Genomic DNA, 23,304 nt, shown 5'->3' on the forward strand with positions numbered 1-23,304 from the left:
GAAGCGAAGCGGGAGTTGCGAAATGTTACGGCCCGGACGGGCGGTCGCCGTCGTTCCTGGTTCCTGCCCACCGGGTGCGTGTCGCGGCAGGACGCGCCGGGCGCCGCGGGTGGGTGGCCGGGAAAGGCGGGAACGACGGCGGCCGGACGGGTCAGGACACCAGGGCGCGACGCAGGGTGTCGAGTCCCACGGAGCCGAGGTTGAGCGCGCGCGTGTGGAAGGCGCGGAGATCGAAGGCATCACCCTCGCGGGCGCGCACCTCGTCGCGGACCTGCTCCCACAGGCGCTGGCCGATCTTGTACGACGGCGCCTGCCCCGGCCAGCCGAGATAGCGCGTGTACTCGAAATCGAGCTGGCCCTCGCTGATGGCGATGTTCTTCTTCAGGAAGTCGTAGCCCTTCTCCGGGGTCCAGGTGCCCTCGCCCCAGCGCTCGGGCACGTCGAGTTCGAGATGCACGCCGATGTCGAAGACCACGCGGGCCGCGCGCATGCGCTGGGCGTCGAGCATGCCGAGGCGGTCGCCGGGATCGGACAGGAACCCGAGTTCCTGCATGAGGCGCTCGGCGTACAGCGCCCAGCCCTCGCCCTGGCCCGAGACCCAGATGGCGTTGCGGCGCCAGGGGTTCAGCAGGGCCCGCTGGTAGGTGGCGGTGGCGACCTGGAGGTGGTGGCCGGGCACGCCCTCGTGGTAGACGGTGGTGGTCTCCTTCCAGGTGGTGAAGGAGTCCTCGCCCTCGGGCACGGACCACCACATGCGGCCCGGGCGGGAGAAGTCGTCGCTCGGCCCGGTGTAGTAGATGCCGCCCTCGTTGGTCGGGGCGATCCTGCACTCGAGGCGGCGCATGATGTCCGGGATGTCGAAGTGCACCCCGGCCATGGCGTCGACGGCCCTGTCCGAGAGTTCCTGCATCCATGCCTGCAGGGCGTCGGTGCCCTGGAGCTGGCGGGCGGGATCCTCGTCGAGGAGGCGCATGGCCTCCTCGATGCTCGCGCCCTCACGGATCTCGTCCGCCACGGCCTCCTGCTCCGCGATCACGCGGTCGAGTTCCTCGACGCCCCACTGGTAGGTCTCCTCGAGGTCGACGGCGGAACCGAGGAACACGCGGGACATCAGGGCGTAGCGCTCGCGGCCGACGGCGTCCTTCTCGGGCGCGGTGGGCAGCAGGTCGTCCTGCAGGAAGGCGGCGAGGGCGCGGTAGGCGGCACGGGCTGCGTCGGCACCGGCGCGGAGCTGCTCGCGCACGGGCTCGGGAAGCTCGGCGTCGCCCCCGCGCGCGGTGGTACCGAGCGCGTCGAAGAAGCCGCCGTCCTCCGCGTACTTCGTGGACTGCTCGACGACGATGGAGACCTGCCGGCGGGCGGCGACGAGGCCGCGCTCGCGGCCGGCACGGAGTGACGAGATGTACCCGTCGATCGCGGCGGGCACGTTCGCCATGCGACCGGCGATGTGGCTCCACTGCTCTACTGTGTCGGTGGGCATGAGGTCGAAGATCGCGCGGATGTTCTGCGCCGGGCATGCAATGTTGTTCAGTTCGGCGTAGGTGAGGCCCGTCCCGTGGATCTCGAGGTCGAGCCCGAGGCGCTCCCGCATGGCGTCGAGCGTCACGGCGTCGACGTCGTCGGTGGGCTGCAGGTCGTCGAGGCGGAGCAGGGTCTCCCGGGTGGCCTCGGCCAGGGCCTCGATGCCCGCGGGCGAGTAGTCCTGGTACTCGGTCTCGTGGCCGGGGATGCCCAGTTCGGTGGCGAAGTTCGGCATCAGTTCGAGCAGGGTCTCGTAGTAGGACGTGGCGACGGCGTCGATCGCGGTCGCCGGGCGTGCCGGGGGAGCGCCGGGCGAGGTGGATGCGTCGGGAGCGTCGGAGGACGAAGTGTTGTGGGTCACGTGTCGAGCCTAGCGTCAGACGGTTGCTCGAGGCCACAGCCACCCCGTCCTGCCGGGAGGTAGGGGCGCGTGATGAGCTCCAGGTAGTGGCCGGACGGGTCGAGGAGGTAGACGCCGCGGCCGCCGTGCTCGGTGTTCGTCTCCCCGGGGCGGGTGCGCTGCGGATCGGCCCAGTGCTCGGTCCCTGCAGCGACGATCCTGGCGTACGCACGATCGAAGTGGTCGTCGTCGAGCAGGTAGGCGTAGTGCTGGGGAGGGAACTCCAGGGGCGGGCTCGCGAACTGCAGCAGCACCCCGTCCGGGAGCTGGATGTTGGTGAACGGCCCCCAGGCGGGGGCGTCCGCTGCCTCGAGCAGGTCACGGTAGTAGGCGCCCATGGCGGCGCTGTCGAGCGAGGCGATGATGGTGTGGTTGAAATGCGCTGTCATTGGATCTCCTTGTGTGCGTGGGCTGTCGGGCTTGCTGTACAGCGACGCAGGGAGGAGCGCGGATCAGGTGCCGACCAGGTCGCCTCTCCGGGAGCGGCCCGATCGGGCCTGACTGGTCATCATGGCGAGGAGCCTAGCCGTCACATCCGCGGCGGTCCAGACCCACGACCTCGTCCGACCGGGGGCACCGCGGCTGATGGGTCGGGAGCGGTGGTGCCGGTGCGGCCGGTGGGGGATGTCCCATGGCCCCCCGACGTCGACGGGTCTACCGTGGGGCGCAGCGAACAGCCGGGCCGGCACCGGACCCGTCCGAGCCCAGGGGGAACCATGCAGCAGCCACGCACGCCGAGGACACGACGAACCGGGACGACGGCCACCGCGCCGGACCAGCGGAGGTCCCCCGTGGAGCGCGTGGCCGTGCAGCAGGATCAGCATGCCGACGCGCAGGCGGCCCTGCTGCGGACCTCCTTCCGGCTCGGGGCGGCCCTCACCGCGACACCGTCCATCAACCAGGTCACCAGCCCCCTCGGCGCGCTCCACGCCCTCTCGATGCTGCGCGCCGGCGCCGGCACCACGACGGCCGACGAGATGGACACCGTGCTGGGACTCACCGATCACCACCACGAAGCCATGAACGCGCTGCTCGCGAGCGTGCAGCAGTTCGACGGCGATCCCGGGGGCGTCGACGAGGAGAACCCGCCCGCGAGGCCGCTGCTGCACCTGGCCGACGCCGTCTTCGTCCCGGAGGACGGCCAGACCGGCGAGGCCTTCCTCGACGTCCTCGCACGGCAGTACGGTGCGGGCGTCTTCCCGGTGGACTTCGCCGACCCCTCGACGGCGGCCCGCATCGACGCCTGGATCTCCCGGGAGACCGGCGGCCGCATCGCGAAGGCCCCGCTGGAGCCCGACCCGGACGCCACACTGTCGCTGCTCACCACGGTCTACTTCGCCGCAGCCTGGAGGAGACCCTTCGACGCCACGTCCACGAGCGACGCCCCCTTCACCCTGGCGAGCGGGGACACGGTCGACGTCCCGACCATGCACGCCTCGCCCACGGCGCGGTACGCCGGCGGCGCGGGGTGGAGCGGCATCGACCTGCCGTACGGGGACGGCTTCTGCCTGCGGCTCGTCCTCCCCGACGAAGGCTCCGCACCCGTCTGGGACGACCAGGGACTCGCCGCCATCGCGGACGCCCTCGGTACCGCCGAGCCCGTTCCCGTGATGGTGGCCCTACCCACCTGGGACCACGAGTACACCCAGGACCTGATCGGCCTGCTGCGGGCCCTGGGGCTCGAGGAGACCTTCGGCTCCACCCCCGACTTCGATGCCATCCGGCCCGGGACGGAGGTCTCGGGCGGTGCTCAGACCGCCACCATCACGGTGGCGGAGAAGGGGACCATCGCCGCAGCGGTCACGCAGTTCGCGATGCGGATGACCAGCATGCCGATGCTGCCGGATCTCAGCATCTCGCTGGACCGGCCCTTCGGCTACCAGGTTGTCCACGAGGCCACAGGGCTGCCGTTCGTCCTGGGGACCGTGGCGGATCCCCGCGGCGATCGGTAGCAACGGCGATCCTCAGCAGTGGTTATCGGTCAGCAGTGGCGATCGGTAGCAGCGGCGATCCGCAGCAGCAGGGCGGACCGGCCTAGCGGACGCTCCGCCGCCAGGACCCGGGCCCGGGCGTCGGGCCCAGCCGCAGCAGGGCGCGCCGTACCCAGGACCGACCGTGGTCCGGGGCGTCGTCGGCCTCGCCCGCACCCTGGAGGGTGAGCACGACGGCGGTGAGGGCCGCGAGCTCCTCGTCGGTCGGACGGCCGGACACCACCGACAGGACGGCCGGGCTGTCGGCCGGGCTGTCGGCGGGGCTGTCTGCGGGGCTGTCGGTGGGGTTGCCGGCCGCGTCGCCGGCCGGGGTCACGCCGCTCACAGCGGGATGTTCCCGTGCTTCTTGACGGGGTTCGAGGCGCGCTTGTCCCGCAGGGCGCGCAGCCCGCGGACGATCTGCAGGCGCGTCTCGGACGGGGCGATGACGGCGTCGACGTAGCCGAGCTGGGCCGCCTGGTACGGGTTCAGCAGCTCCTCCTCGTACTGCTGCACGACGTCGGCCCGCGCGGCCTCGACGTCCCCGCCGGCCTCGGCGACGGCCTTGAGCTGCCCGCGGTAGAGGATGTTGACCGCGCCCTGGGCGCCCATGACGCCGATCTGCGCGGTGGGCCAGGCGAGGTTGAGGTCCGCGCCGAGCTTCTTGGAGCCCATGACGATGTACGCGCCGCCGTACGCCTTGCGCGTGATGACGGTCAGCTTCGGCACGGTGGCCTCCGCATAGGCATAGAGGAGCTTGGCGCCGCGCCGGATGATGCCCTGGAACTCCTGGTCCTTGCCGGGCAGGAACCCGGGCACGTCCACGAGGGTCAGGATGGGGATGTTGAACGCGTCGCAGTGCCGCACGAAGCGCGCGGCCTTCTCGGACGCGTTGATGTCGAGCGTTCCCGCGAACTGCAGGGGCTGGTTGGCCACGATCCCGATGGTGTGCCCCTCCACCCGGGCGTACCCGGTGACCACGTTCGGCGCGTACAGGGACTGCAGCTCGAGGAAGTGCCCGTCGTCCACGACGGCTGCGATGACGGCGTGCATGTCGTACGGCTGGTTCGCGGCGTCGGGGATCAGCTCGTCGAGGGCGAGGTCGTCGTCCGTCACCTCGGGCTCCTCCAGGAAGGCCGTGAGCGGGGCCTCCGCGAGGTTGTTCGACGGCAGGAAGTCGAGGAGCTCGCGCACGAACCCGATGGCGTCGGCCTCGTCGGAGGCGAGATAGGCGGAGGTGCCCGTCGTCGTGTTGTGCTGCCGGGCGCCGCCGAGGGTCTCCATGTCCACGTCCTCGCCCGTGACCGTCTTGATGACGTCCGGGCCCGTGATGAACATGTGGGAGGTCTTGTCCACCATGACCACGAAATCGGTCAGGGCGGGGGAGTAGGCCGCGCCGCCCGCACATGGGCCCATGATGAGGGAGATCTGCGGGACCACACCCGAGGCGTGGACGTTGTTGCGGAAGATGTCCGCGAACATCGCCAGCGATGCGACGCCCTCCTGGATGCGGGCGCCGCCGCCGTCGTTGATGCCGATCACGGGGCAGCCGTTGCGCAGCGCGAACTCCTGCACCTTCACGATCTTCTCGCCGTTGACCTGGCTGAGCGACCCGCCGTAGACCGTGAAGTCCTGGCTGTAGATTGCGATGAGCCGGCCGTCCACGGTGGCGTAGCCGGAAACCACGCCGTCGCCGAGCGGTTTCTTCCGTTCCATGCCGAACGCGGTGGAACGGTGCACCGCGAGGGCGTCGAACTCGACGAAGGAGCCCTCGTCCACGAGCAGGTCGATGCGCTCGCGGGCGGTGTTCTTGCCGCGCGCGTGCTGCCTCTCGACCGCCTCGGGACCGGAGGGCTGCTCGGAGAGCGCCTTGCGCCTCCGGAAGTCAGCGAGCTTCCCGGCCGTCGTGGTGAGGTCGGGCTGCAGGTCCTGATGCATGAATACTCCGGTCGGCGGTCGATGGTCGGCGCGTGGAAGGTGTGCGCCGCCGGCTGGAGGTTTCCTCCAACCCGCGGCACAATTCCACCAGTCTAGTGAGGTTCGGGAGGTCCGCCGTTGTAGGACGTCTACAGTTTCGGTCCCCATCGCTTAGCCGGGCCGGTGATGTTACCCATGAGTAACATCGGTGCGTCGCGGCGCCGTCGCGCCCCGTCCGCTGCTTATGGTGGAGCCATGACTCCACGCAACGAAGGCCCGCTCTCCGCCGCGGCGAGGACCGGCCGCGTCACCGGCGCCACGCTGGCCGGGCGCACCATCATCATGTCCGGCGGGAGCCGCGGCATCGGACTGGCGATCGCGCTCCGAGCCGCCCGCGACGGCGCGAACGTGGCCCTCATGGCCAAGACCGGCGAGCCGCACCCGAAGCTCGAGGGCACCGTGTACACCGCCGCCGAGCAGATCGAGGCGGCCGGCGGGCGCGCCCTGCCGATCGTCGGCGACGTACGGAACGACGACGACGTCCGCGCCGCGGTGGACGCCGCGGTGGGCACCTTCGGCGGCATCGACATCGTGGTCAACAACGCCTCCGCGATCGACCTGTCGAAGACGTCCGACGTCGACATGAAGCGCTACGACCTCATGGCGGACATCAACGTCCGCGGCACCTTCATGCTCAGCAAGTTCTCCCTCGATGCGCTGAGCAAGTCCGCGAACCCCCACATCCTCACCCTCTCCCCGCCGCTGAACCTCGCGCCGCGGTGGGCCGCCATGCACCTGGCCTACACCATGGCGAAGTACGGGATGAGCCTGACAACGCTAGGGCTCGCGGAGGAGCTGAAGGACGAGGGCGTGGCCGTGAACTCGCTCTGGCCCGCCACCCTGATCGACACCGCGGCCATCCGCAACATGCCCGGCGGCGGCCGGATGGTCCAGGCGGCCCGCAGCCCCGAGATCGTCGCCGACGCCGCGCACGCCATCCTGGTCCGCGTGGCCAGCAGCTGCACCGGGCACTTCTACACCGACGAGCAGGTACTGCGCGAGGAAGGCATCACCGACCTCACCGGGTACAGCCTCGGAGCGGCCGAGGACAAGCTCGTCCCGGACATCTTCCTCTGACACCCGGTTCCCGTCCCCGGGCCGGCCGGCCGGATGTGGTCGGGCCGGAGGGAGGCGCTCCGGATAAGATCGATGCCATGTCCTCCCGCTACTCCAATCTCGAGCGCCCGGGCCTGAACCTCGGCGCGCTGAGGACAGCGCTGTGCATGCCGTCGGGTCCGTTCTCGCGCCTCGACATCGTGCCCCGGACGGGGTCCACGAACACGGACCTCGTGGAGCACGCGCAGCGCGAGGCGGCGGGCTGGCCGGATCTCAGCGTCCTGGGGGCCGAGGTGCAGACCGCGGGCCGGGGGCGGCTGGGCCGCAGCTGGGTGGCCCCCGAGCGGTCCTCGCTCTTCGTGAGCGTGCTCCTGCGGCCCTTCAACCGCCACGGCAGGCCCGTGCCCACCGCCGCCTACTCCTGGTTCTCCCTGCTGGCAGCCCTCGCGCTCGCCGAGAGCATCGAGGACCGCACCGAGATCGCCCCGCAGCTCAAGTGGCCCAACGACGTCACCGTGGACGGCCGGAAGCTCGCCGGGGTGCTCGCGCAGTTCGTACCCGGCGCCGGCGCCGAGCCACCCGCCGTCGTCGTCGGGGTGGGTCTCAACGTCAGCCTCACCGAGGACGAGCTCCCCGTCCCCACGGCCACCAGCCTGCTCCTCGAGTACGCGGGCACCACCGACCGGAATATCCTCCTGAAGTCCTTCCTGCGCTCGTTCGCCGACGCGTACCGCGCCTTCTGCGACGTGGACGGCGACGCCGAGGCCGCATGGGACGGCGGTCCGTCCCTCCACGCGCGGGTGGGCGCCCGCATGACGACCCTCGGCCAGGACGTCCGGGCCGAGCTGCCCGGCGGCGGCCTGCTCAGCGGGCGCGCCCTGGCCCTCGATGCGCAGGGTGCGCTGATCGTGCGCGACGACGACGGCGAACGCCACACCGTCTCGGCGGGCGAGGTCGTGCACCTCCGTCCGCAGGCGTAGCCCGTGCGGATCAAGCTGCTGCCGGGGGAGCGGGTCCTCGTCCGGACCCGTCCCAACCCCCTGCCGCTCGTCGGCCCGGTCCTCGCGGGTCTCGTGCTCCTCGGCGTCGGCGGCTTCGGCCTCGGCTACCTGACCGGCAGGTCGGTCCCCGGCCTCGCCGAGTGGCAGCCGGTGATCGCGCTCGCGGCGCTCGCCGCCGTCGTGCTCCTGCTGGTCCGGTTCACGGTCCGGCCCCTCGTCCGCTGGTCCGGCAACCGGTACGTGCTCACGAGCATGCGGCTCATCCACCGGCGCGGTGCCACCCGGCGCACCGAGCACCAGATCAACCTGTCGGCGATCTCCCAGCTCCAGACCGAGCAGGGCCTCGCGCAGCGCATGGTGCGCAGCGGCACGCTCGTGGTGGACCTCGGGTTCGACCGCGCGCACGCGTACCCGCACGTGCCGCAGGTCGCCACGTTCAAGGAGTACGTGGTGCAGGCCATCGGCGAGCTCCCGCTGACGCGCATGTTCGATGGTGTAGACATGGAGATCGACCCGCAGTACGCCCACGGCGGGACACCGGGGGCGCAGGAGCGGACACAGCGGGGATGGGCGCAGCAGCAATGGAGGGGCGAGCAGTCGTGACAGTCGAGGACCGCCACGAGTCCGGCCGGCCGGCCGCGACCCCTCCTCACCCCGAGGAGATCGTCCCGGACGCGGACCGGATCGACGATGCCCCCGACGCTCCCGCCACCACCTCCCCGAAGGCCGTCTGGCAGCTGCAGTCCGACATGGCGACGGATGCCGGGGACCCGACGCCGTCCGTCCCCTCCCCGCTGGACCGCGAGACCATCCGGCGCCTCGAGCGGAAGCTCCTCGGCGCCGAGCGCACCCTCAAGCGCCGCGACATCGCCGCCGGCGCGGGTGTGTCCCTCCTGTCCGCGCGGAAGCTGTGGCGCGCCATGGGCTTCCCCAACATCGGCGACGACGACGTCGCGTTCACCGAGAAGGACCTCCAGGCGCTCACCACGATCATCGACCTGGTGCGCCAGGAGCAGCTCACCGAGGACGCCGCCATCTCGATCACCCGTGCCGTGGGGCAGATGACGGACCGCATGGTGGTCTGGCAGATCGAGGCCATCGTGGAGGAGATGGTGGCGCAGCGCGGACTCACGGACGCGGACGCGCGGAAGACGCTCGTCTCCGAGCTGCCGGATCTCATCGAGCCCCTCGAGAAGACCCTGGTGTACGCGTGGCGCCGGCAGATGAACGCGGCCGTCCAGCGGCTCGCGCTGCGCGCCGAATCGGGCCTGCGCTCCAGCGAGGCCGGGCGCGACGGCGACGAGCAGGACGCGCCGCTGCCGCTCGCCCGCGCCGTCGGCTTCGCGGACCTCGTCTCCTACACGAGCCTCTCCCGGCAGATGAACGAGCGCACCCTCGCGCAGCTGGTGCAGCGGTTCGAGAACAAGAGCGCGGAGATCATCTCGGTGGGCGGCGGGCGGCTCGTCAAGACGATCGGCGACGAGGTGCTCTACATCGCGGAATCGCCCGAGGCCGGCGCGGAGATCTCCCTCGCCCTGTCCAAGGCCTTCTCCGAGGACGAGTTCCTCCCCTCGGCCCGCTGCTCGCTCGTGTGGGGCCGGGTGCTGTCCCGGCTCGGCGACATCTACGGGCCCACCGTGAACCTCGCCGCGCGCCTCACGGCGCTCGCCGAACCCGGCGAGGTGCTCGTGGACTCCGGCACGGCCGCGACGCTCACGCAGAACGAGAAGTTCGTCCTGACGCCCCACGAGGCGCGCCAGGTGCGCGGGTTCGGCGAGGTGCGCCCCGTGACCCTGGCCCGGGGGACGGGCACGGGGATCATCCTCGACTGACCGCGGGAACGCCGGCGCGCGAACACGCGCGTGGGGAGCGGTCCCCGCGGTCCGGCGTTGGCACTTCGCCGGACCCGTGCGAGACTGCTACCGACCGCCCACCCGTGTGGGCGGCCCGCAGCACGATCAAATGGGGCACCAAGAGTGAAGTTCGCAGGTCTCAACCGCACAAGGCCGCAGCGCCGCCGTGCCATGTCCGCCGCCGTCGTGACCACTGTCACCGGGGCCGTCGTGGCCGGAGCGCTGCTGTACCCGGGTTTCGCGACCGCGGACGTCGACCTGAACGACGGCGGCGTCTGGGTCACCAACGAGACCCTCGGCATGGTGGGCCACCTGAACTACCAGTCCCGCCTGCTCGACGGCGGCTACGCCGCGAACAGCGACGCGTTCGACATCCAGCAGCAGACCTCCACCGTCTTCAACATCAACTCCGACCAGGCGAAGGTCAGCCCCGTCGACATCGCCAACGTGGTGCGCGGCACCGAGGTGCAGCTGCCCGGCGACGCGGTCCTCGCGATGGGCGGCACCACCGCGACCGTCACCGACCGGTCCACCGGGTCGGTCTGGATCACCACGACGGCGGCCCTCGCCGCCTTCAGCGACCAGGAGACGGACCCGGTCTCCACGGGCCGCGGCTCCGTGGCCGCCGTCTCGTCGTCGGGCCGGGTGACCGTCGCCGATCCCGAGGCCGGCACCATCAGCAGCTACGCCGTCGCGGCGGACGGCACCTGGGAGGAGCCCGACGTCCGGGAGGCGCCGGAGCTCGCGAACACCGGCGACCTGCAGGTCGCCGCCGTGGGGGAGGACACCGTCGTCCTCGACCCCGCCTCGGGGCTCGTGGTCCTGCCGGACGGGAGGACCGCCACCTTCGAGGACACCGAACGCGCGAAGCTCCAGCAGAGCGGACCCGCCGCGGAGACCGTCTCGATCGCCACCGAGACGTCCCTCATCCAGCAGCCGCTCGACGGTTCGGACGCCGTCACCACCGACATCGGCAACGGGCTGCCCGCCGCACCGGTGATGCAGGCCGGCTGCCTGCATGCCGCGTGGTCCGGCGCCGAGACGTACATCCGCGACTGCCGCGACGACGCGGACGACCGCCGGGAGGACATCCCCAACATCGGCGCCCAGTCGGAGCTCGTCTTCCGCGTGAACCGGGACGTCGTGGTCCTCAATGACGTCGCCGCGGGCGACGTGTGGCTCGTGCAGCAGAACCTCGAACTGGTCGACAACTGGGGGGACATCGTCCCGCCGAAGGACGAGTCGGACGAGGAGGACCAGGAGTCGGCGAGCGAGAACCCGGTCAACACCCTGCCGGACCGCTCCGGGGAGAACCGCCCGCCCGTCGCCTCCGACGACTCGTTCGGCGCGCGTGCCGGACGCACCACGATCCTCAACGTGCTCGACAACGACACCGACCCGGACGGCGACCTCCTGACCGCCACGCTCTCCGGCGACCAGCCGCCGTCGGGCACCGTGCAGAGCATCTACGACGGCGCCGGGATGCAGATCGTGGTGCCCGCCGACGCGCCCGTGGGGCGCAGCACCTTCCGGTACGACATCGAGGACGGCCGCGGCGGCAAGGCCGGGGCCGCCGTCACGCTCGACGTCCGCGGGCCGGACGCCAACGAGGCGCCGCGCGCGAAGCGGCCCACGACCATCCTCGTGGAGCAGGGCCGCAGCGTCAGCCAGAACATCCTCAGCACGTGGGAGGACCCGGACGGCGACGACCTGTTCCTCGTCAGCGCGACCCCCACCCCCGACGGCGACCAGGTGCGCACACGCTCCGACGGTCTGCTGACCTTCCGGGACGTCGGCAAGAGCCAGGGCGTCAAGGAGGTGAAGATCGTCGTCTCCGACGGGCTGGAGGAGGTCGAGGGCACGGTCACCTTCGACGTGCGGGCGAACGGCATCCTCCCGCCGGTGGCGAACTTCGACCACTTCACGGCGATCGTGGGCCAGGAGGTGCAGCTGTCCCCGCTGCAGAACGACCTCGACCCGGCCGGCGGGCAGCTGAGCCTCGCCAAGGCCGAGGCCACGGGCCAGGACGCCGCGATCACCCCCGACTACGACACCGGGACCATCGCCTTCACGCCGTCGCAGGCCGGGACGGTGTACCTCGAGTACCTCGTGACCAACGGCCCCCAGACCGCCAGCGGCCTCATCCGCGTGGACGCCAAGGCCAGCGGCATCGAGGGCGCCCCCGTGGCCGTCCGCGACGTGGCCCTGCTCCCGCGGAACGGGGACGTCCTGGTGGACGTCCTCGCCAACGACACCGACCCGACGGGCGGCGTCATGGTGGTGCAGTCCGTGACCACGCCGGACGGCTCGCCGCTCGACGTCGCCCTGCTCGACCACAACATCCTGCGCCTCCACGACGTGCGCGGCCTGAACCAGCAGAGCACCCTGAAGTACACCGTCTCCAACGGTGCCGCGTCGGCCACCGGGGAGGTCAGCGTGCTCTCCGTCGCCGGCCCCGAGACGCTCCTGCCGCCGCAGGCGACGCCGGACACCGCGACGGTCCGCGTGGGCGACGTCGTCAACATCCCCGTGCTCGACAACGACACCCACCCCAACGGCGACGCCCTCACCCTGGACCCCGTGATCGTGCAGGGCGTGGATCCCGCGGACGGCCGCATGTTCGCCTCCGAGAACGTGCTGCGCTTCGTCGCCGGCCCCACCGCGAAGACCGTCTACGCCATCTACAACGTGCGTGACACCTCCGGCCAGGTGGACTCCGCCGAGGTGCGGATCACCATCAAGGCGCGCGACGACGCCAAGAACACCCAACCCGTCCCGAAGAACCTCGAGGGACGCGTGATCGCGGGCTCCACGGTGCGCATCCCGGTCCCGCTCGACGGCATCGACGCCGACGGCGACTCCGTGTTCCTCACCGGCATCGACAGCGCCCCGAAGCAGGGCGCGGCCGTCCCGGGTACGAACTACATCGACTTCACCGCGTCCGCGACCGGTGCGGGCACCGACTCATTCACGTACAGGGTGCGCGACCGCTTCGGTCTCGAGAACACCGGCACCGTGCAGGTGGGTATCGCCCCCGCGGCCGAGGCGAACCAGAAGCCCATCGCGGTGAACGACGGCGCCATCCTGCGTCCCGGCCGCGCGATCGCCGTCGAGGCCCTGCGCAACGACTCCGACCCCGACGGCGACATCATCCGGCTGAACCCGGACGCCCTCGCGGCGACACCCGCCGAGATGGCGCCCGAGACGAAGGACGCGCGGGTGCTGTTCACGGCGCCCGATCAGCAGGGCACCTTCAACGTCCGCTACCAGGTGGTCGACGGCCGGGGCGGCAGCGCGGACGGCAACATCACCGTCACGGTGGACCAGAACGCAGAGCTGCTCCTGCCGATCGCCCGCGACGACCGCGTCGAACCCGCCCAGACGCGCGGCGAGACCGCCGTCGACGTCCCCGTGCTCGACAACGACGAGGATCCCGACGGCGTCCGCGAGGACCTCGAGGTCACCGTGGACCCCGAGTACACGGGCGTGACGGTGGGCAGCGACAACGTGGTGAAGGTGGATCTCACCGAGGAGGACCAGCTCATCCCGTACCAGGTGGAGGACATCGACGGCGGCGTGGCCCGCGCCGTCATCTGGGTGCCGAGCCTCAGCGAGCAGTACCCCACGCTCGTGTCCGACGCGCCCATCGACGTCACCGCGGGGGAGGACCTCGCGCTGGACCTCGGGGAGCTGGTGGAGGTCCGTGAGGGCCGGACGCCGCGCATCACCGTGGCCGAGAAGGTCGCGGCGATCGGTGCGGACAACGGGGCCGAGCTCATCCGTGACCCCTCGAACCTCGTGTACGGGGCTGATCTCGGCTACGCGGGACTCGGCTCCATCACGTTCGAGGTGACCGACGGCACCGGTCCGGACGACCCCGAGGGCCTCACGAGCACCCTCACGGTCCTCACCAACGTGATCCCGGCCCCCGAGACCAACCTCCCACCCACCCTGACCTCCGCCTCGCTCGAGCCGGCCACGGCGGAACCCGCGGTGTCGCTCGACCTGCGGCAGCTCGCGGCGGACCCGAACCCGGAGGACGTCGACGCCCTCGTGTTCGCGCTCGAGGGCGACGTGCCGGCGGGGTTCGAGGCCCGGCTCGACGGCTCGGTGCTCGAGGTCGGTGCCACCGACGACGCGCGCATCGGGGCGGTCGGAAGGCTCGGCATCTCCGTCTCCGACGGCGAGGAGAAGGCCGTCAACGCGGTGGACCTCACGGTGCTCGCCTCCAGCCGGCCCCTCGCCGTCGCCAACACCGACGTGGTGCCGAAGGCCATCCAGGGCGAACCGGTCACCGTGCCCGTGCTCGCCAACGACGTGAACCCCTTCGAGGACACCCCGCTCACCATCGTGGACGTCATCGCCGACGGGAACGGCAGTGCGTCGCAGCAGGGGGACTCCGTCGTCGTGACGCCGTCGGACAGCTTCGTGGGCAGCATGACCGTCCAGTACTCCGTGGCCGACAAGACCGGTGAGAGCAACCGCTACGTGACCGGGCGGATCCAGCTCACGGTCGAGGGCAAGCCCGGTGTGCCCGGGACGCCGACGGTCGAGTCGACGCGCAGCCGGACCGTGGTCATGTCATGGGACCCGCCGGCCAGCAACGGCTCGCCCATCACCGGGTACACCGTCACGAGCGCCAACGGGGTGAGCCAGGAATGCCCCACGACCACGTGCACCATCACGGGGCTGACCAACAACGTCGAATACGTTTTCCAGGTGACCGCCACGAACGCCAACGGCACCTCGGACCCGTCGCCCGCGAGCGCCCCGGCCCGGCCGGACACCAAGCCCGATCAGCCGGCGCCGCCCACCCTCGTGTTCGGCGACCGGTCCCTGACCGTGAACTTCACCCCGCCGAACAACGAGGGCTCGCCCATCGAGGGCTACGAGCTGCAGATCTCGCCCGCACCGGCGAGCGGGGCGCCCCAGCGGTCCGCCGCCGGCAGCCCCGTGACGTGGGAGGGCCTCGAGAACGGCACGGCGTACAAGGTGCGCGTCCAGGCCCGCAACGCGGCCCCGGACCCGTCCGACTGGAGCGACTACTCCGCGGCGGAGACCCCGGCAGGGCCGCCGGGTGTCCCGCAGGCCCCCACGACGACGCGCGCCAAGTCCGTGGGCGCGCAGAGCCAGCTCGCCGTGGACTGGAACGATGCCGATCCCAACGGTGCCCCGGTCACCAAGTACGAGGTGCAGGAGTACCGCGGGGGCGCGCTCGTGCGCACCCTGCCCGAGATCCCCGCCTCGCAGCAGACCATCACGGTGGACAACGCCGAGGCCGACTACTCCTACGCGGTGCGCTCCTACAACAAGGCCGGCTGGTCCGCGTACGGGGCGCAGTCGGCGCCGCGGCGAGCGGTCGGCGCGCCTGCGCCGCCCCCACCGCCCGCACTCGTCGAGGCGGACACGGGCGGTGCCGGCCGCGCCGTCACCATCACGTACACGCCCCTCTCGGCGGCGCAGCGCAACGGCGCCCGCGAGAACGAGGTGTCCTACCAGGCGAGCTTCAACGGCCGCGCGTGGCAGCCGGTCAGCCAGAACCAGACCGTGGGCGGCTTCGCCAACGGCGAGAACGTCACCGCGGTGATCCGCGCGATCGTCACCAGCGACGGCGCCGGCTACACGAGTGAACCGGGGGCACCGTCGGCCGCGGTGCGGCCCTACGGGTCGCCCGGTGCGGCGACCGCCGGCGGGCGCGACGGCAGGCCGGAGCAGAAGAACCTCGAGCTCAGCTGGGGTGCCCCGAACACGAACGCCCACGACGTCAAGCAGATCCAGATCCGGATCGACGGCGGCGGCTGGGAGAATGTGGGCGCCTCGGGCAGCCGGACCATCAACACCGGCGGCTACGAGGAGCGGCACACGATCGACGTCCGCTCGCTCAACTCCCGCGACCAGCCGGGCCCGGTGGCGTCCGCGGCAGCGAGGAGCGGAACCCCGCCGCCGCCCCCGCCACCCGAGCCGCCGCCGAAGACGGAGTGGACCATCAGGGCCGGAGGCCCGGAACTCGACACCCGCAGCTGCATGGATCCGGCCAACGGCACGAACTGGACGGGGTCGGGCTGTACCGGAAGCCACTGGATGTACAGCGAGACCGAACTGGTCTCCGACTGCTACATCAACCGTTCCAGCGGACCCTGGTACCGGCAGAAGTCCGGTCCGAACCGCGACGCCAACAACAACGGCCTGTTCCTGAAGGGGATCCACACCTACAACGGGAACAACCCGCCGGCCGGCATGAGGACGTGCTGATCCGGTGATGGGACGGGCAGGTCCTCGATGGGGAGTCCTCCCCATCGAAGACCGGTCCGGCGCGCCGCTACACTGATGCAGGCATACCTCACGTGTGCCGCAGGTCTCCGGGGGAAATAGCGTGAAGTCTGGTCTCACCGCGCGCAGGCGCAGGTCCGCCACTGCCGTGGCCGCGTCGGTCGCGGGTGCGCTCGCCATCACGGGTGCCGTCATCTACCCCGGCGTCCGTACCGCCGACGTGGACCTCAACGACGGCGGCGTGTGGGTGACGAACCTGGCGCAGGGCAAGATCGGGCACCTGAACTACCAGTCGCGCACGCTCGACGGCGGCCTGCTGGCACCGAGCAACGCCTTCGACGTCCTGCAGCACGAGGGGTCGGTGTTCGCGAGCAACCTGGACCAGGCGGGCGTGGCCCCGATCAGCAACGTCACAGTGACCCTCGGCGAGGAAGCGGCGCTGCCCTCCTCGGGGGACCTCCAGTTCGGCACGGCCTCCCTCCTGCTCGCCAACAGCGAGGACGGGACCGTCCGCACCGCGCCGGCGGCCGACCCCGGGGCCTTCGCCCGGACGGATGCCGCACCGCTCGTCGAGGGGAAGCCGGGTCTCGCCGCGGCCATCGGCCCGGACGACACCGTGGTGGTCGCCGACCCCGGCGCCGGTACCCTCACCACCTACACCCCGGCCGGCGACGGCACCCTCGTGGAGTCCGGCACGCGCGAGGTCGAGGCGCTGCGCGGTGCGAAGGACCTCCAGGTGACCCTCGTGGGCGAGGACGCCGTCGCCTTCGATCCCGCCGACGGGGAGCTCGTCCTGCCGGGCGGGGACACGCGCGTCATCGACGACGTCGACGACGCGCAACTGCAGCAGAGCAGCGGGGCGGGTGACGTCGTCGCGCTGTCCACGGCACGCGGCCTCGTCACGGCGCCGCTCGACGGCTCGGAGCCGGAGACCACGGACGTGGCCGCCGGTGCCCCCGTCCGCCCGGTCCAGCTGAACGGCTGCATCCACGCCGCCTGGAACGGCTCCGGCCTCTACGCCCGCGACTGCGTGGACGACGCGGACGACACCTCGGCCGAGATCCCGTCGGTCACCGCGACGTCCCAGCTGGTATTCCGCACCAACAGGGACATCGTGGTGCTCAACGACGTCCTGGCCGGCGACACCTGGCTCGTCCAGGACGACCTGCAGCTCGTGCAGAACTGGGACGACATCATCCCGCCGCCGGACGAGTCCGACGAGGACGAGGAGGAATCCGCGGACGAGAACCCCGTGTCGACGCTGCCCGACCGCACCCAGGAGAACAAGCCGCCCGTCGCGGAGGACGACGAACTCGGCGCCCGCGTCGGCACCACCACCATCCTGCCGCTGCTGGACAACGACGCCGACCCCGACGGCGACCTCCTCACGGTGGTGGCGCGCGGGGACCTGGGGGAGACGGGGACCCTGCAGCAGGTCTACGACGCCACGGGACTCCAGGTGGTCGTCAGCCCGGGTGCCCTGCCCGGCCGGCAGACCTTCGACTACGAGGTCGACGACGGACGCGGCGGCACCGACTCGGCGCAGGTGACCCTGAACATCCGGAACCAGGACGGCAACGAGCCCGCCACCCAGAAGCGCAGGACACGCCTGACGGTCGAGCAGGGCCAGAGCATCGAGCAGAGCATCCTCTCCGACTGGACCGACGCCGACGGCGACGACCTCTACCTCGCCGGGGCCGCCGCACCCGGCCCGGCCGACGGCGTGCAGTACCGCGAGGACGGCCTGCTCACCTTCCGCGACGGCGGTACCGAGCTCGGGGAGAAGCGCCTGACCGTCACCGTCTCCGACGGGCGCTCGACCAGCGAGGGCGAGGTCATCATCGACGTCCAGCCGGCGGGCAACGTGCCGCCGTTCCCGACACCGGACCACGTCACGGTCGCCGTGGGCGAGGAACTGCTGGTCGCGCCGCTCGACAACGACCTCGACCCCTCGGGGCGCGGCCTTCGCCTCACGCGCGTGAGCGGCGGCGACGGCGCCACCCTCACACCCAACTACGAAGTGGGGACCTTCACCTTCTCCTCCGGGACGCCCGGCCCCGTGTACCTCGACTACGTCGTGGCCAACGGCCCGGCCAGCGCCCCGGGACTCATCCGGGTCGACGTCGTGCCCGACGCCGGTGACGCCGGCCTGCCCGTCGCGGTCAAGGACACGGCCCTGCTGCCCGCCGGCGGGCGCACGCTCGTCGACGTCCTCGCCAACGACGCCGACCCCGGAGGAGGCGTCCTCGTGGTGCAGTCGGTGGCGCTGCCCGCCGGCGCGCCGTTCACCGTCGCCATCCTGGACCACAACATCCTGCGCATCAGCGACACCCAGGGCGTGCGCGAGCGCACCTCCTTCAGCTACACGGTGTCCAACGGCGCCTCCACCGCGACGGGCGAGGTGTCCGTGGTGCCCGTCCCCGCCCCCGAGAAGCTCCAGCCCCCGAGGGCCGCCGACGACGAGGTGACCGTGCGCGCCGGCGACGTCGCGACGATCGACGTCCTCGCCAACGACACCCACCCGGACGGCGAGGACCTCACGCTGGACCCGGTGCTCGTCGAGACCATCGCGGACGGCCAGGGGCTCCTCGCCGTCTCCGGCAACACCCTGCGCTTCCAGGCGGGCACGACGGCCGGCACGTACCAGGCGGTCTACGCCGTCCGCGGCCCCGACGGGCAGGAGGACTCCGCGCAGGTGACCCTCCGCGTCAAGGCCGTCGGAGAGGACAACGCCAGGCCCCTGCCGCGGACCGTCAAGGCCCGCGCCATCGCCGGCACCACCGCGCGCATCCCCATCCCGCTCACCGGGATCGACCCCGACGGCGACTCCGTGGCACTGGTCGGCATCGACACAGCACCTTCGAAGGGCACGGTGAAGGTCGGCTCCACCTTCATCGAGTACACGGCCGCCACGGGGACGTCCGGGCAGGACTCGTTCAGCTACGTGGTCGAGGACCGGCTGGGCGCCCGCTCGGTCGGCACCGTGCTGGTCGGCGTGGCCCTGCCGACGGCAGTCAACCAGAACCCCGTGGCGCTCGACGACGCCGTGGACGTCCGGCCGGGCCGGCTCATCACCGTCGATGCGCTCGCCAACGACTCCGACCCCGACGGCGACGCGCTGGCCCTGCCCGCCGACGGCGTGGAGGCGGCACCGGAGCTCGCTGCCGCCGTCGTCGACCGTAAGATCACCTTCACCGCCCCCCAGGCCCCCGGCAACACCGCCGTGCGCTACCGCGTCGAGGACCCGCGCGGCGGCGCGGCGATCGGGACCGTGCGCGTGCAGACCCGCCCCGACGCCCCGAGCCTCGCGCCCGTGGCCTTCGACGACCGCGTGGCCTTTGCCGAGACCCTGGGACGCGACGCCGTGGACATCCCCGTGCTGCGCAACGACACCGACGAGGACGGCTCGCCGAGCGAGCTGACCATCACCTTCCCCCTCGGAACGGACACCGCCAGCGTCGTCGACGCGACGCTCGAGGACGGCAGCACGGGCCGGATGGTCAACGTCCGCCTCCTGCCCGGACCGCAGATCATCCCCTACACCGTGACGGACCGGGACGGCCTGGCGGCGACGGCGTTCATCCATGTCCCGGGACTCGCGGACCAGCCCCCTGCCCTCGCGCGGGCCGAGCCGCTCGAGGTGCAGAGCGGGGACGAACTCGTCCTCGACCTGAACGAGCTCGTGGCGGTCCGCGAGGGTCGTTCGCCGTCCCTCACCGACGACGCCAGGGTCACCGCGGTCGCCTCCGACAACTCACCGCTGGTCCGTGACGCCACGACCCTCGCCTTCACCTCCGCCGAGGACTACTCGGGCGCCGCGTCGGTCAGCTTCGAGGTCACGGACGGCTCGTCCCTCGAGGACCCGGACGGCCTCCGCTCCGTGCTGACCGTCAGCATCCGCGTGCTCCCGAACCCGGACACGAACCACGTCCCGGAGGTCCGCTCCACGCAGCTGCAGGTGGCCCAGGAGGAGTCGACGACCCTCGACCTGGCGCGGCTGGTGGCCGAGCAGGACGAGCAGGACGTGGCCGGCCTCCGCTACGCGCTGGTGGGCGACGCGCCCGCCGGCCTGGCCCCCGCGCTCGACGGATCGACGCTCACGGTCGGCGCCGGCTCGGCGACCCGCGGTGGCCCGTACACCGTCCGGTTCACCGTGACGGACGGACGGTCCGACCCCGTCGAGGCGGGCGTGGAGGTCACCGTCACGGCCTCGGGCCGGCCTCTCGCGGTGGCCAACGACGACGTCGTCGCCGACGCCGAACAGGGCAGCACCGAGCGCATCCCCGTGCTCGCCAACGACGCCAATCCCTTCCCCGACACGCCGCTGCGGCTGATCCGCACGGACACCGAGACGGGCTCCGGCAGCGCGACCATCGAGGGTGACGCCGTCGTGGTCACGCCCGGCGAGGACTTCGTGGGCACCCTCGTGGTGCGCTACCGCGTGGGAGACCGCACCCAGGACGCGTCGCGCGAGGTGGAGGGCCGTGTCCGGCTCACGGTCCGCGGCGCACCCGACGCACCGTCCCTCCCGGCGGTGACCGAGGTGCGCAGCCGCACCGTCGTGCTGTCCTGGGATCCGCCGGCCGCCAACGGAGCGGCGATCACCGGGTACACGGTCACGGGCAGCGGCGGCTTCACGCAGCAGTGCCCCACCACCACCTGCACGCTGACCGGTCTGACCAACAACGTCGAGTACTCGTTCACCGTGACGGCGGAGAACGAGGTGGGGGAGTCCGCGCCGTCGGCCGCTTCCGCGCCGGCGCGTCCGGACGAGAAGCCGGACGCACCGGCCCCGCCCGCCCTCGTGTTCGGCGACCGGTCGCTGCAGGTGACCTGGAGCGTCCCGGCCACCGAGGGCTCACCCGTGGAACGCTACGACCTCGAGATCTCCCCGGCCCCGCCGGGCGGCGGATTCCAGAAGGCGGGCGTCACCGGCACCAGCACGCAGTGGACCGGCCTGGAGAACGGGGTGCCCTACCAGGTGCGCGTGCGTGCCTTCAACCAGGCGCCCGACCCCTCCGACTGGGGCGCCTACTCCGCCGCCGAGGTGCCCGCCGGCATCCCGGGCGCCGTCCCCCAGCCGTCCGTGCAGGTCTCCAGCCAGGGCGGGGCCGCCAACTCGATCCTCGCGGTCTCGTGGCCGCAGCCCACCGCCGAGGGGAAGAACGGCGCCGAGATCGACGCCTACACCCTGACGACCCTCCGCGGCGGACAGGTGGTCGGGACGCAGGAGCTCTCCGGCTCCCAGCTCTCCGCCTCCGTGACGGTCGAGAACTCCAGCAGCCCCTACACGTTCACGGTCGCCGCGCGGAACAAGGCGGGCGCCGGGCCGGCCGGCACGCCGTCCGAGCCGCGCCAGGCCGTCGGCGCACCCGGCGCGGTGCCCGGCGTCGCCGCGGCGCCGGGGGACCGGCAGCTGACCGTCAGCAGCGGCACGGCACCGGCCAACGGTGCGACGGCGGAGCAGACCCGCTACGAGTACCAGCTCAACGGCGGCGCCTTCTCGGCCCTGCCGGCGGACAGGACCATCCGCGGGCTGACCAACGGCACGTCCTACCGCGTGGGCGTCCGGGCCGTGAACGCCGCCGCGGGCTCCAGCTTCCCCGGGCCGGTCACGCAGTCCAACGAGGTGGTGCCCTTCGGGAAGCCGAACACCCCGGGTGTCACGAGCAGCCCCGCCGAGCAGCGCGTGAACTTCGCGATCGGGGGTACCGCCACCAACGGCCGGCCCATCGCGTCCGTCGCCTGGAGCACGAGTACCGGGCAGTCCGGCGCGGTCCCCGCGGGTGGCGGTGCCGCGACGGGCGGCACCGGGTACGACCAGAGCGTCACCATCACCGTGACCGTGACGGACTCCGAGGGGCAGGTGTCGACGACGTCGGCCACCGGCCGGACCGGGCCCACCCCACCACCACCCACGCGCAGGGCGATCATCCAGGACCCCTACGTCCCCGGCGGGTGCGAGTACGGTGCGCGTTCGGGCGCCGCGGCCGACACCCAGGCGAACTGCCGGGCGGCGGGCGGCACCTGGCAGCCCAACGGCCACGAGTTCCAGGCGCAGTGCATCCAGTCGGGCGATCCCTACCCCGTGTACGACGTGAACGGGGGCGGCGGTGTCACCCAGACCGGGTCCAACACGGAGTGGGTGGGCAACACCCACGGCGGCTGGTTCAAGATCACCGCGATGCAGTTCCCCGAGGGCAGACCCCAGGGCACCTGTTGACCCCGTCCCGCTCCACGACCTTCCACCGATCACGCCACACCAAAGGACGAACAGCATGACAATGACAGCAGAGCAGGCCACCTGGTTCGCCGGCACCTTCGACAAGCTCGTCGGCAACGTGGGCCAGGCGGTCCTCGGAAAGTCGACGGTGGTGCGCCTCGTGCTGACCGCCATGCTCGCCGAGGGCCACGTGCTCCTCGAGGACGCCCCCGGCACCGGCAAGACGATGCTCGCCCGGTCCCTCGCGGCCACGGTCCAGGGCACGCACTCGCGCATCCAGTTCACGCCCGACCTCCTGCCCTCCGACGTCACCGGCGTGACCATCTACGACCAGAAGACGCAGGCCTTCGAGTACCACAGGGGGCCCATCTTCGCGAACATCGTGCTCGCCGACGAGATCAACCGCGCCTCCCCGAAGACCCAGTCCGCGCTGCTCGAGGTCATGGAGGAATCCCGCGTCACGGTGGACGGCGTGAGCTACACCAACGAGCGGCCCTTCATGGTCATCGCCACCCAGAACCCGATCGAGCAGGCCGGCACCTACCGGCTGCCCGAGGCGCAGCTGGACCGCTTCCTCATCAAGACGGAGATCGGCTACCCGGACCACGCCTCCACCGTGCAGCTGCTCGGCGGCGCGGCCACGCGTGACCGCTCGCTCGCGCTCACCCCGATCATCACCACCTCCGCGGTGGTCGACATGGCGAACCTCGCGGCCGAGACGCACGTGGACACCGCTGTCCTCGAGTACATCTCGCGCCTCACCGAGGAGACGCGCTCGGCACCCGAGACCCGCCTGGGCGTCAGCGTCCGCGGCGCCCTCGCCATGGTGCGCGCCGCGAAGGTCTGGGCCGCCGGACAGGGCCGGCACTACGTGCTGCCCGACGACGTCAAGGAGCTCGCGCCCTACGTGTGGACGCACCGTTTCGTGATGGACCCGGAGGCCGAATTCGCCGGAGCCACCCCCGAGGCCGTCCTCCGGCGCGTCCTCGCCGACGTGTCCGCGCCGCAGCAGCGCGCATCCGCCTAGCCCGAC

The 23,304-nt window shown here is 71.9% G+C and carries 12 protein-coding genes; 8 read left to right on the plus strand and 4 right to left on the minus strand.

What is annotated here, in order from left to right; genetic code table 11:
• Positions 1-151: 151 nt before the first annotated feature.
• Positions 152-1,882, minus strand: coding sequence for a DUF885 domain-containing protein (locus tag V6S67_RS05235; protein ID WP_334209244.1), 1,731 nt, complete (start codon positions 1,880-1,882; stop codon positions 152-154).
• Complete coding sequence (locus V6S67_RS05240; protein WP_334209245.1) at positions 1,879-2,310, minus strand: VOC family protein; 432 nt, start codon at positions 2,308-2,310, stop codon at positions 1,879-1,881. Before V6S67_RS05240 ends, V6S67_RS05235 begins: the two co-directional genes overlap by 4 nt.
• A 327-nt stretch (positions 2,311-2,637) precedes the next feature.
• On the opposite strand from V6S67_RS05240, the gene V6S67_RS05245 reads away from it, so the two are divergent.
• Positions 2,638-3,873 (plus strand): serpin family protein, encoded by a 1,236-nt coding sequence (locus V6S67_RS05245; RefSeq protein ID WP_334209246.1) that lies wholly within the window; start codon positions 2,638-2,640, stop codon positions 3,871-3,873.
• 82 nt (positions 3,874-3,955) lie between these two features.
• On the opposite strand, the gene V6S67_RS05250 is transcribed toward V6S67_RS05245, so the two are convergent.
• Together V6S67_RS05250 and V6S67_RS05255 are read right to left on the minus strand one after the other, a co-directional pair.
• Positions 3,956-4,237, minus strand: coding sequence for an acyl-CoA carboxylase subunit epsilon (locus V6S67_RS05250; protein ID WP_442884701.1), 282 nt, complete (start codon positions 4,235-4,237; stop codon positions 3,956-3,958).
• Positions 4,234-5,817: an acyl-CoA carboxylase subunit beta gene (locus tag V6S67_RS05255; protein ID WP_334211529.1), complete on the minus strand. Its 1,584-nt coding sequence runs from the start codon at positions 5,815-5,817 to the stop codon at positions 4,234-4,236. Before V6S67_RS05255 ends, V6S67_RS05250 begins: the two co-directional genes overlap by 4 nt.
• Positions 5,818-6,063: 246 nt before the next feature.
• Between V6S67_RS05255 and V6S67_RS05260 the strand changes: the two genes are divergently transcribed.
• The 7 genes from V6S67_RS05260 to V6S67_RS05290 all read left to right on the plus strand — a co-directional run bounded on the left by V6S67_RS05260 (position 6,064) and on the right by V6S67_RS05290 (position 23,298).
• Positions 6,064-6,945 (plus strand): SDR family oxidoreductase, encoded by an 882-nt coding sequence (locus V6S67_RS05260; protein ID WP_334209247.1) that lies wholly within the window; start codon positions 6,064-6,066, stop codon positions 6,943-6,945.
• 77 nt (positions 6,946-7,022) lie between these two features.
• Entirely contained in the window at positions 7,023-7,904 is an 882-nt protein-coding gene (locus tag V6S67_RS05265; RefSeq protein WP_334209248.1) for a biotin--[acetyl-CoA-carboxylase] ligase, read from the plus strand.
• A 3-nt stretch (positions 7,905-7,907) separates the two neighbouring features.
• Positions 7,908-8,528 carry a PH domain-containing protein gene (locus V6S67_RS05270; protein ID WP_334209249.1) on the plus strand — a complete coding sequence of 207 codons (621 nt, stop codon included), beginning with the start codon at positions 7,908-7,910 and terminating at the stop codon, positions 8,526-8,528.
• A gap of 146 nt (positions 8,529-8,674) precedes the next feature.
• Positions 8,675-9,757, plus strand: coding sequence for an adenylate/guanylate cyclase domain-containing protein (locus tag V6S67_RS05275; protein ID WP_334211530.1), 1,083 nt, complete (start codon positions 8,675-8,677; stop codon positions 9,755-9,757).
• Positions 9,758-9,901: 144 nt separating this feature from the next.
• Positions 9,902-16,030: an Ig-like domain-containing protein gene (locus V6S67_RS05280; protein ID WP_334209250.1), complete on the plus strand. Its 6,129-nt coding sequence runs from the start codon at positions 9,902-9,904 to the stop codon at positions 16,028-16,030.
• A 121-nt stretch (positions 16,031-16,151) separates the two neighbouring features.
• Positions 16,152-22,271: an Ig-like domain-containing protein gene (locus V6S67_RS05285; RefSeq protein WP_334209251.1), complete on the plus strand. Its 6,120-nt coding sequence runs from the start codon at positions 16,152-16,154 to the stop codon at positions 22,269-22,271.
• A 55-nt stretch (positions 22,272-22,326) separates the two neighbouring features.
• A complete protein-coding gene (locus V6S67_RS05290; RefSeq protein ID WP_334209252.1) occupies positions 22,327-23,298 on the plus strand; it encodes an AAA family ATPase in 972 nt (323 codons plus the stop codon).
• Positions 23,299-23,304 lie beyond the last annotated feature (6 nt).

This window comes from Arthrobacter sp. Soc17.1.1.1 (genome assembly GCF_036867195.1).
In the GTDB taxonomy this organism is placed as follows: domain Bacteria; phylum Actinomycetota; class Actinomycetes; order Actinomycetales; family Micrococcaceae; genus Arthrobacter_D.

Coding starts and splice junctions, on each gene's coding strand:
- V6S67_RS05240 (WP_334209245.1), bottom strand. CDS start 2,310: ATGACAGCGCATTTCAACCACACCATCATCGCCTCGCTCGACAGCGCC.
- V6S67_RS05245 (WP_334209246.1), top strand. CDS start 2,638: ATGCAGCAGCCACGCACGCCGAGGACACGACGAACCGGGACGACGGCC.
- V6S67_RS05260 (WP_334209247.1), top strand. CDS start 6,064: ATGACTCCACGCAACGAAGGCCCGCTCTCCGCCGCGGCGAGGACCGGC.
- V6S67_RS05265 (WP_334209248.1), top strand. CDS start 7,023: ATGTCCTCCCGCTACTCCAATCTCGAGCGCCCGGGCCTGAACCTCGGC.
- V6S67_RS05275 (WP_334211530.1), top strand. CDS start 8,675: ATGGCGACGGATGCCGGGGACCCGACGCCGTCCGTCCCCTCCCCGCTG.
- V6S67_RS05290 (WP_334209252.1), top strand. CDS start 22,327: ATGACAATGACAGCAGAGCAGGCCACCTGGTTCGCCGGCACCTTCGAC.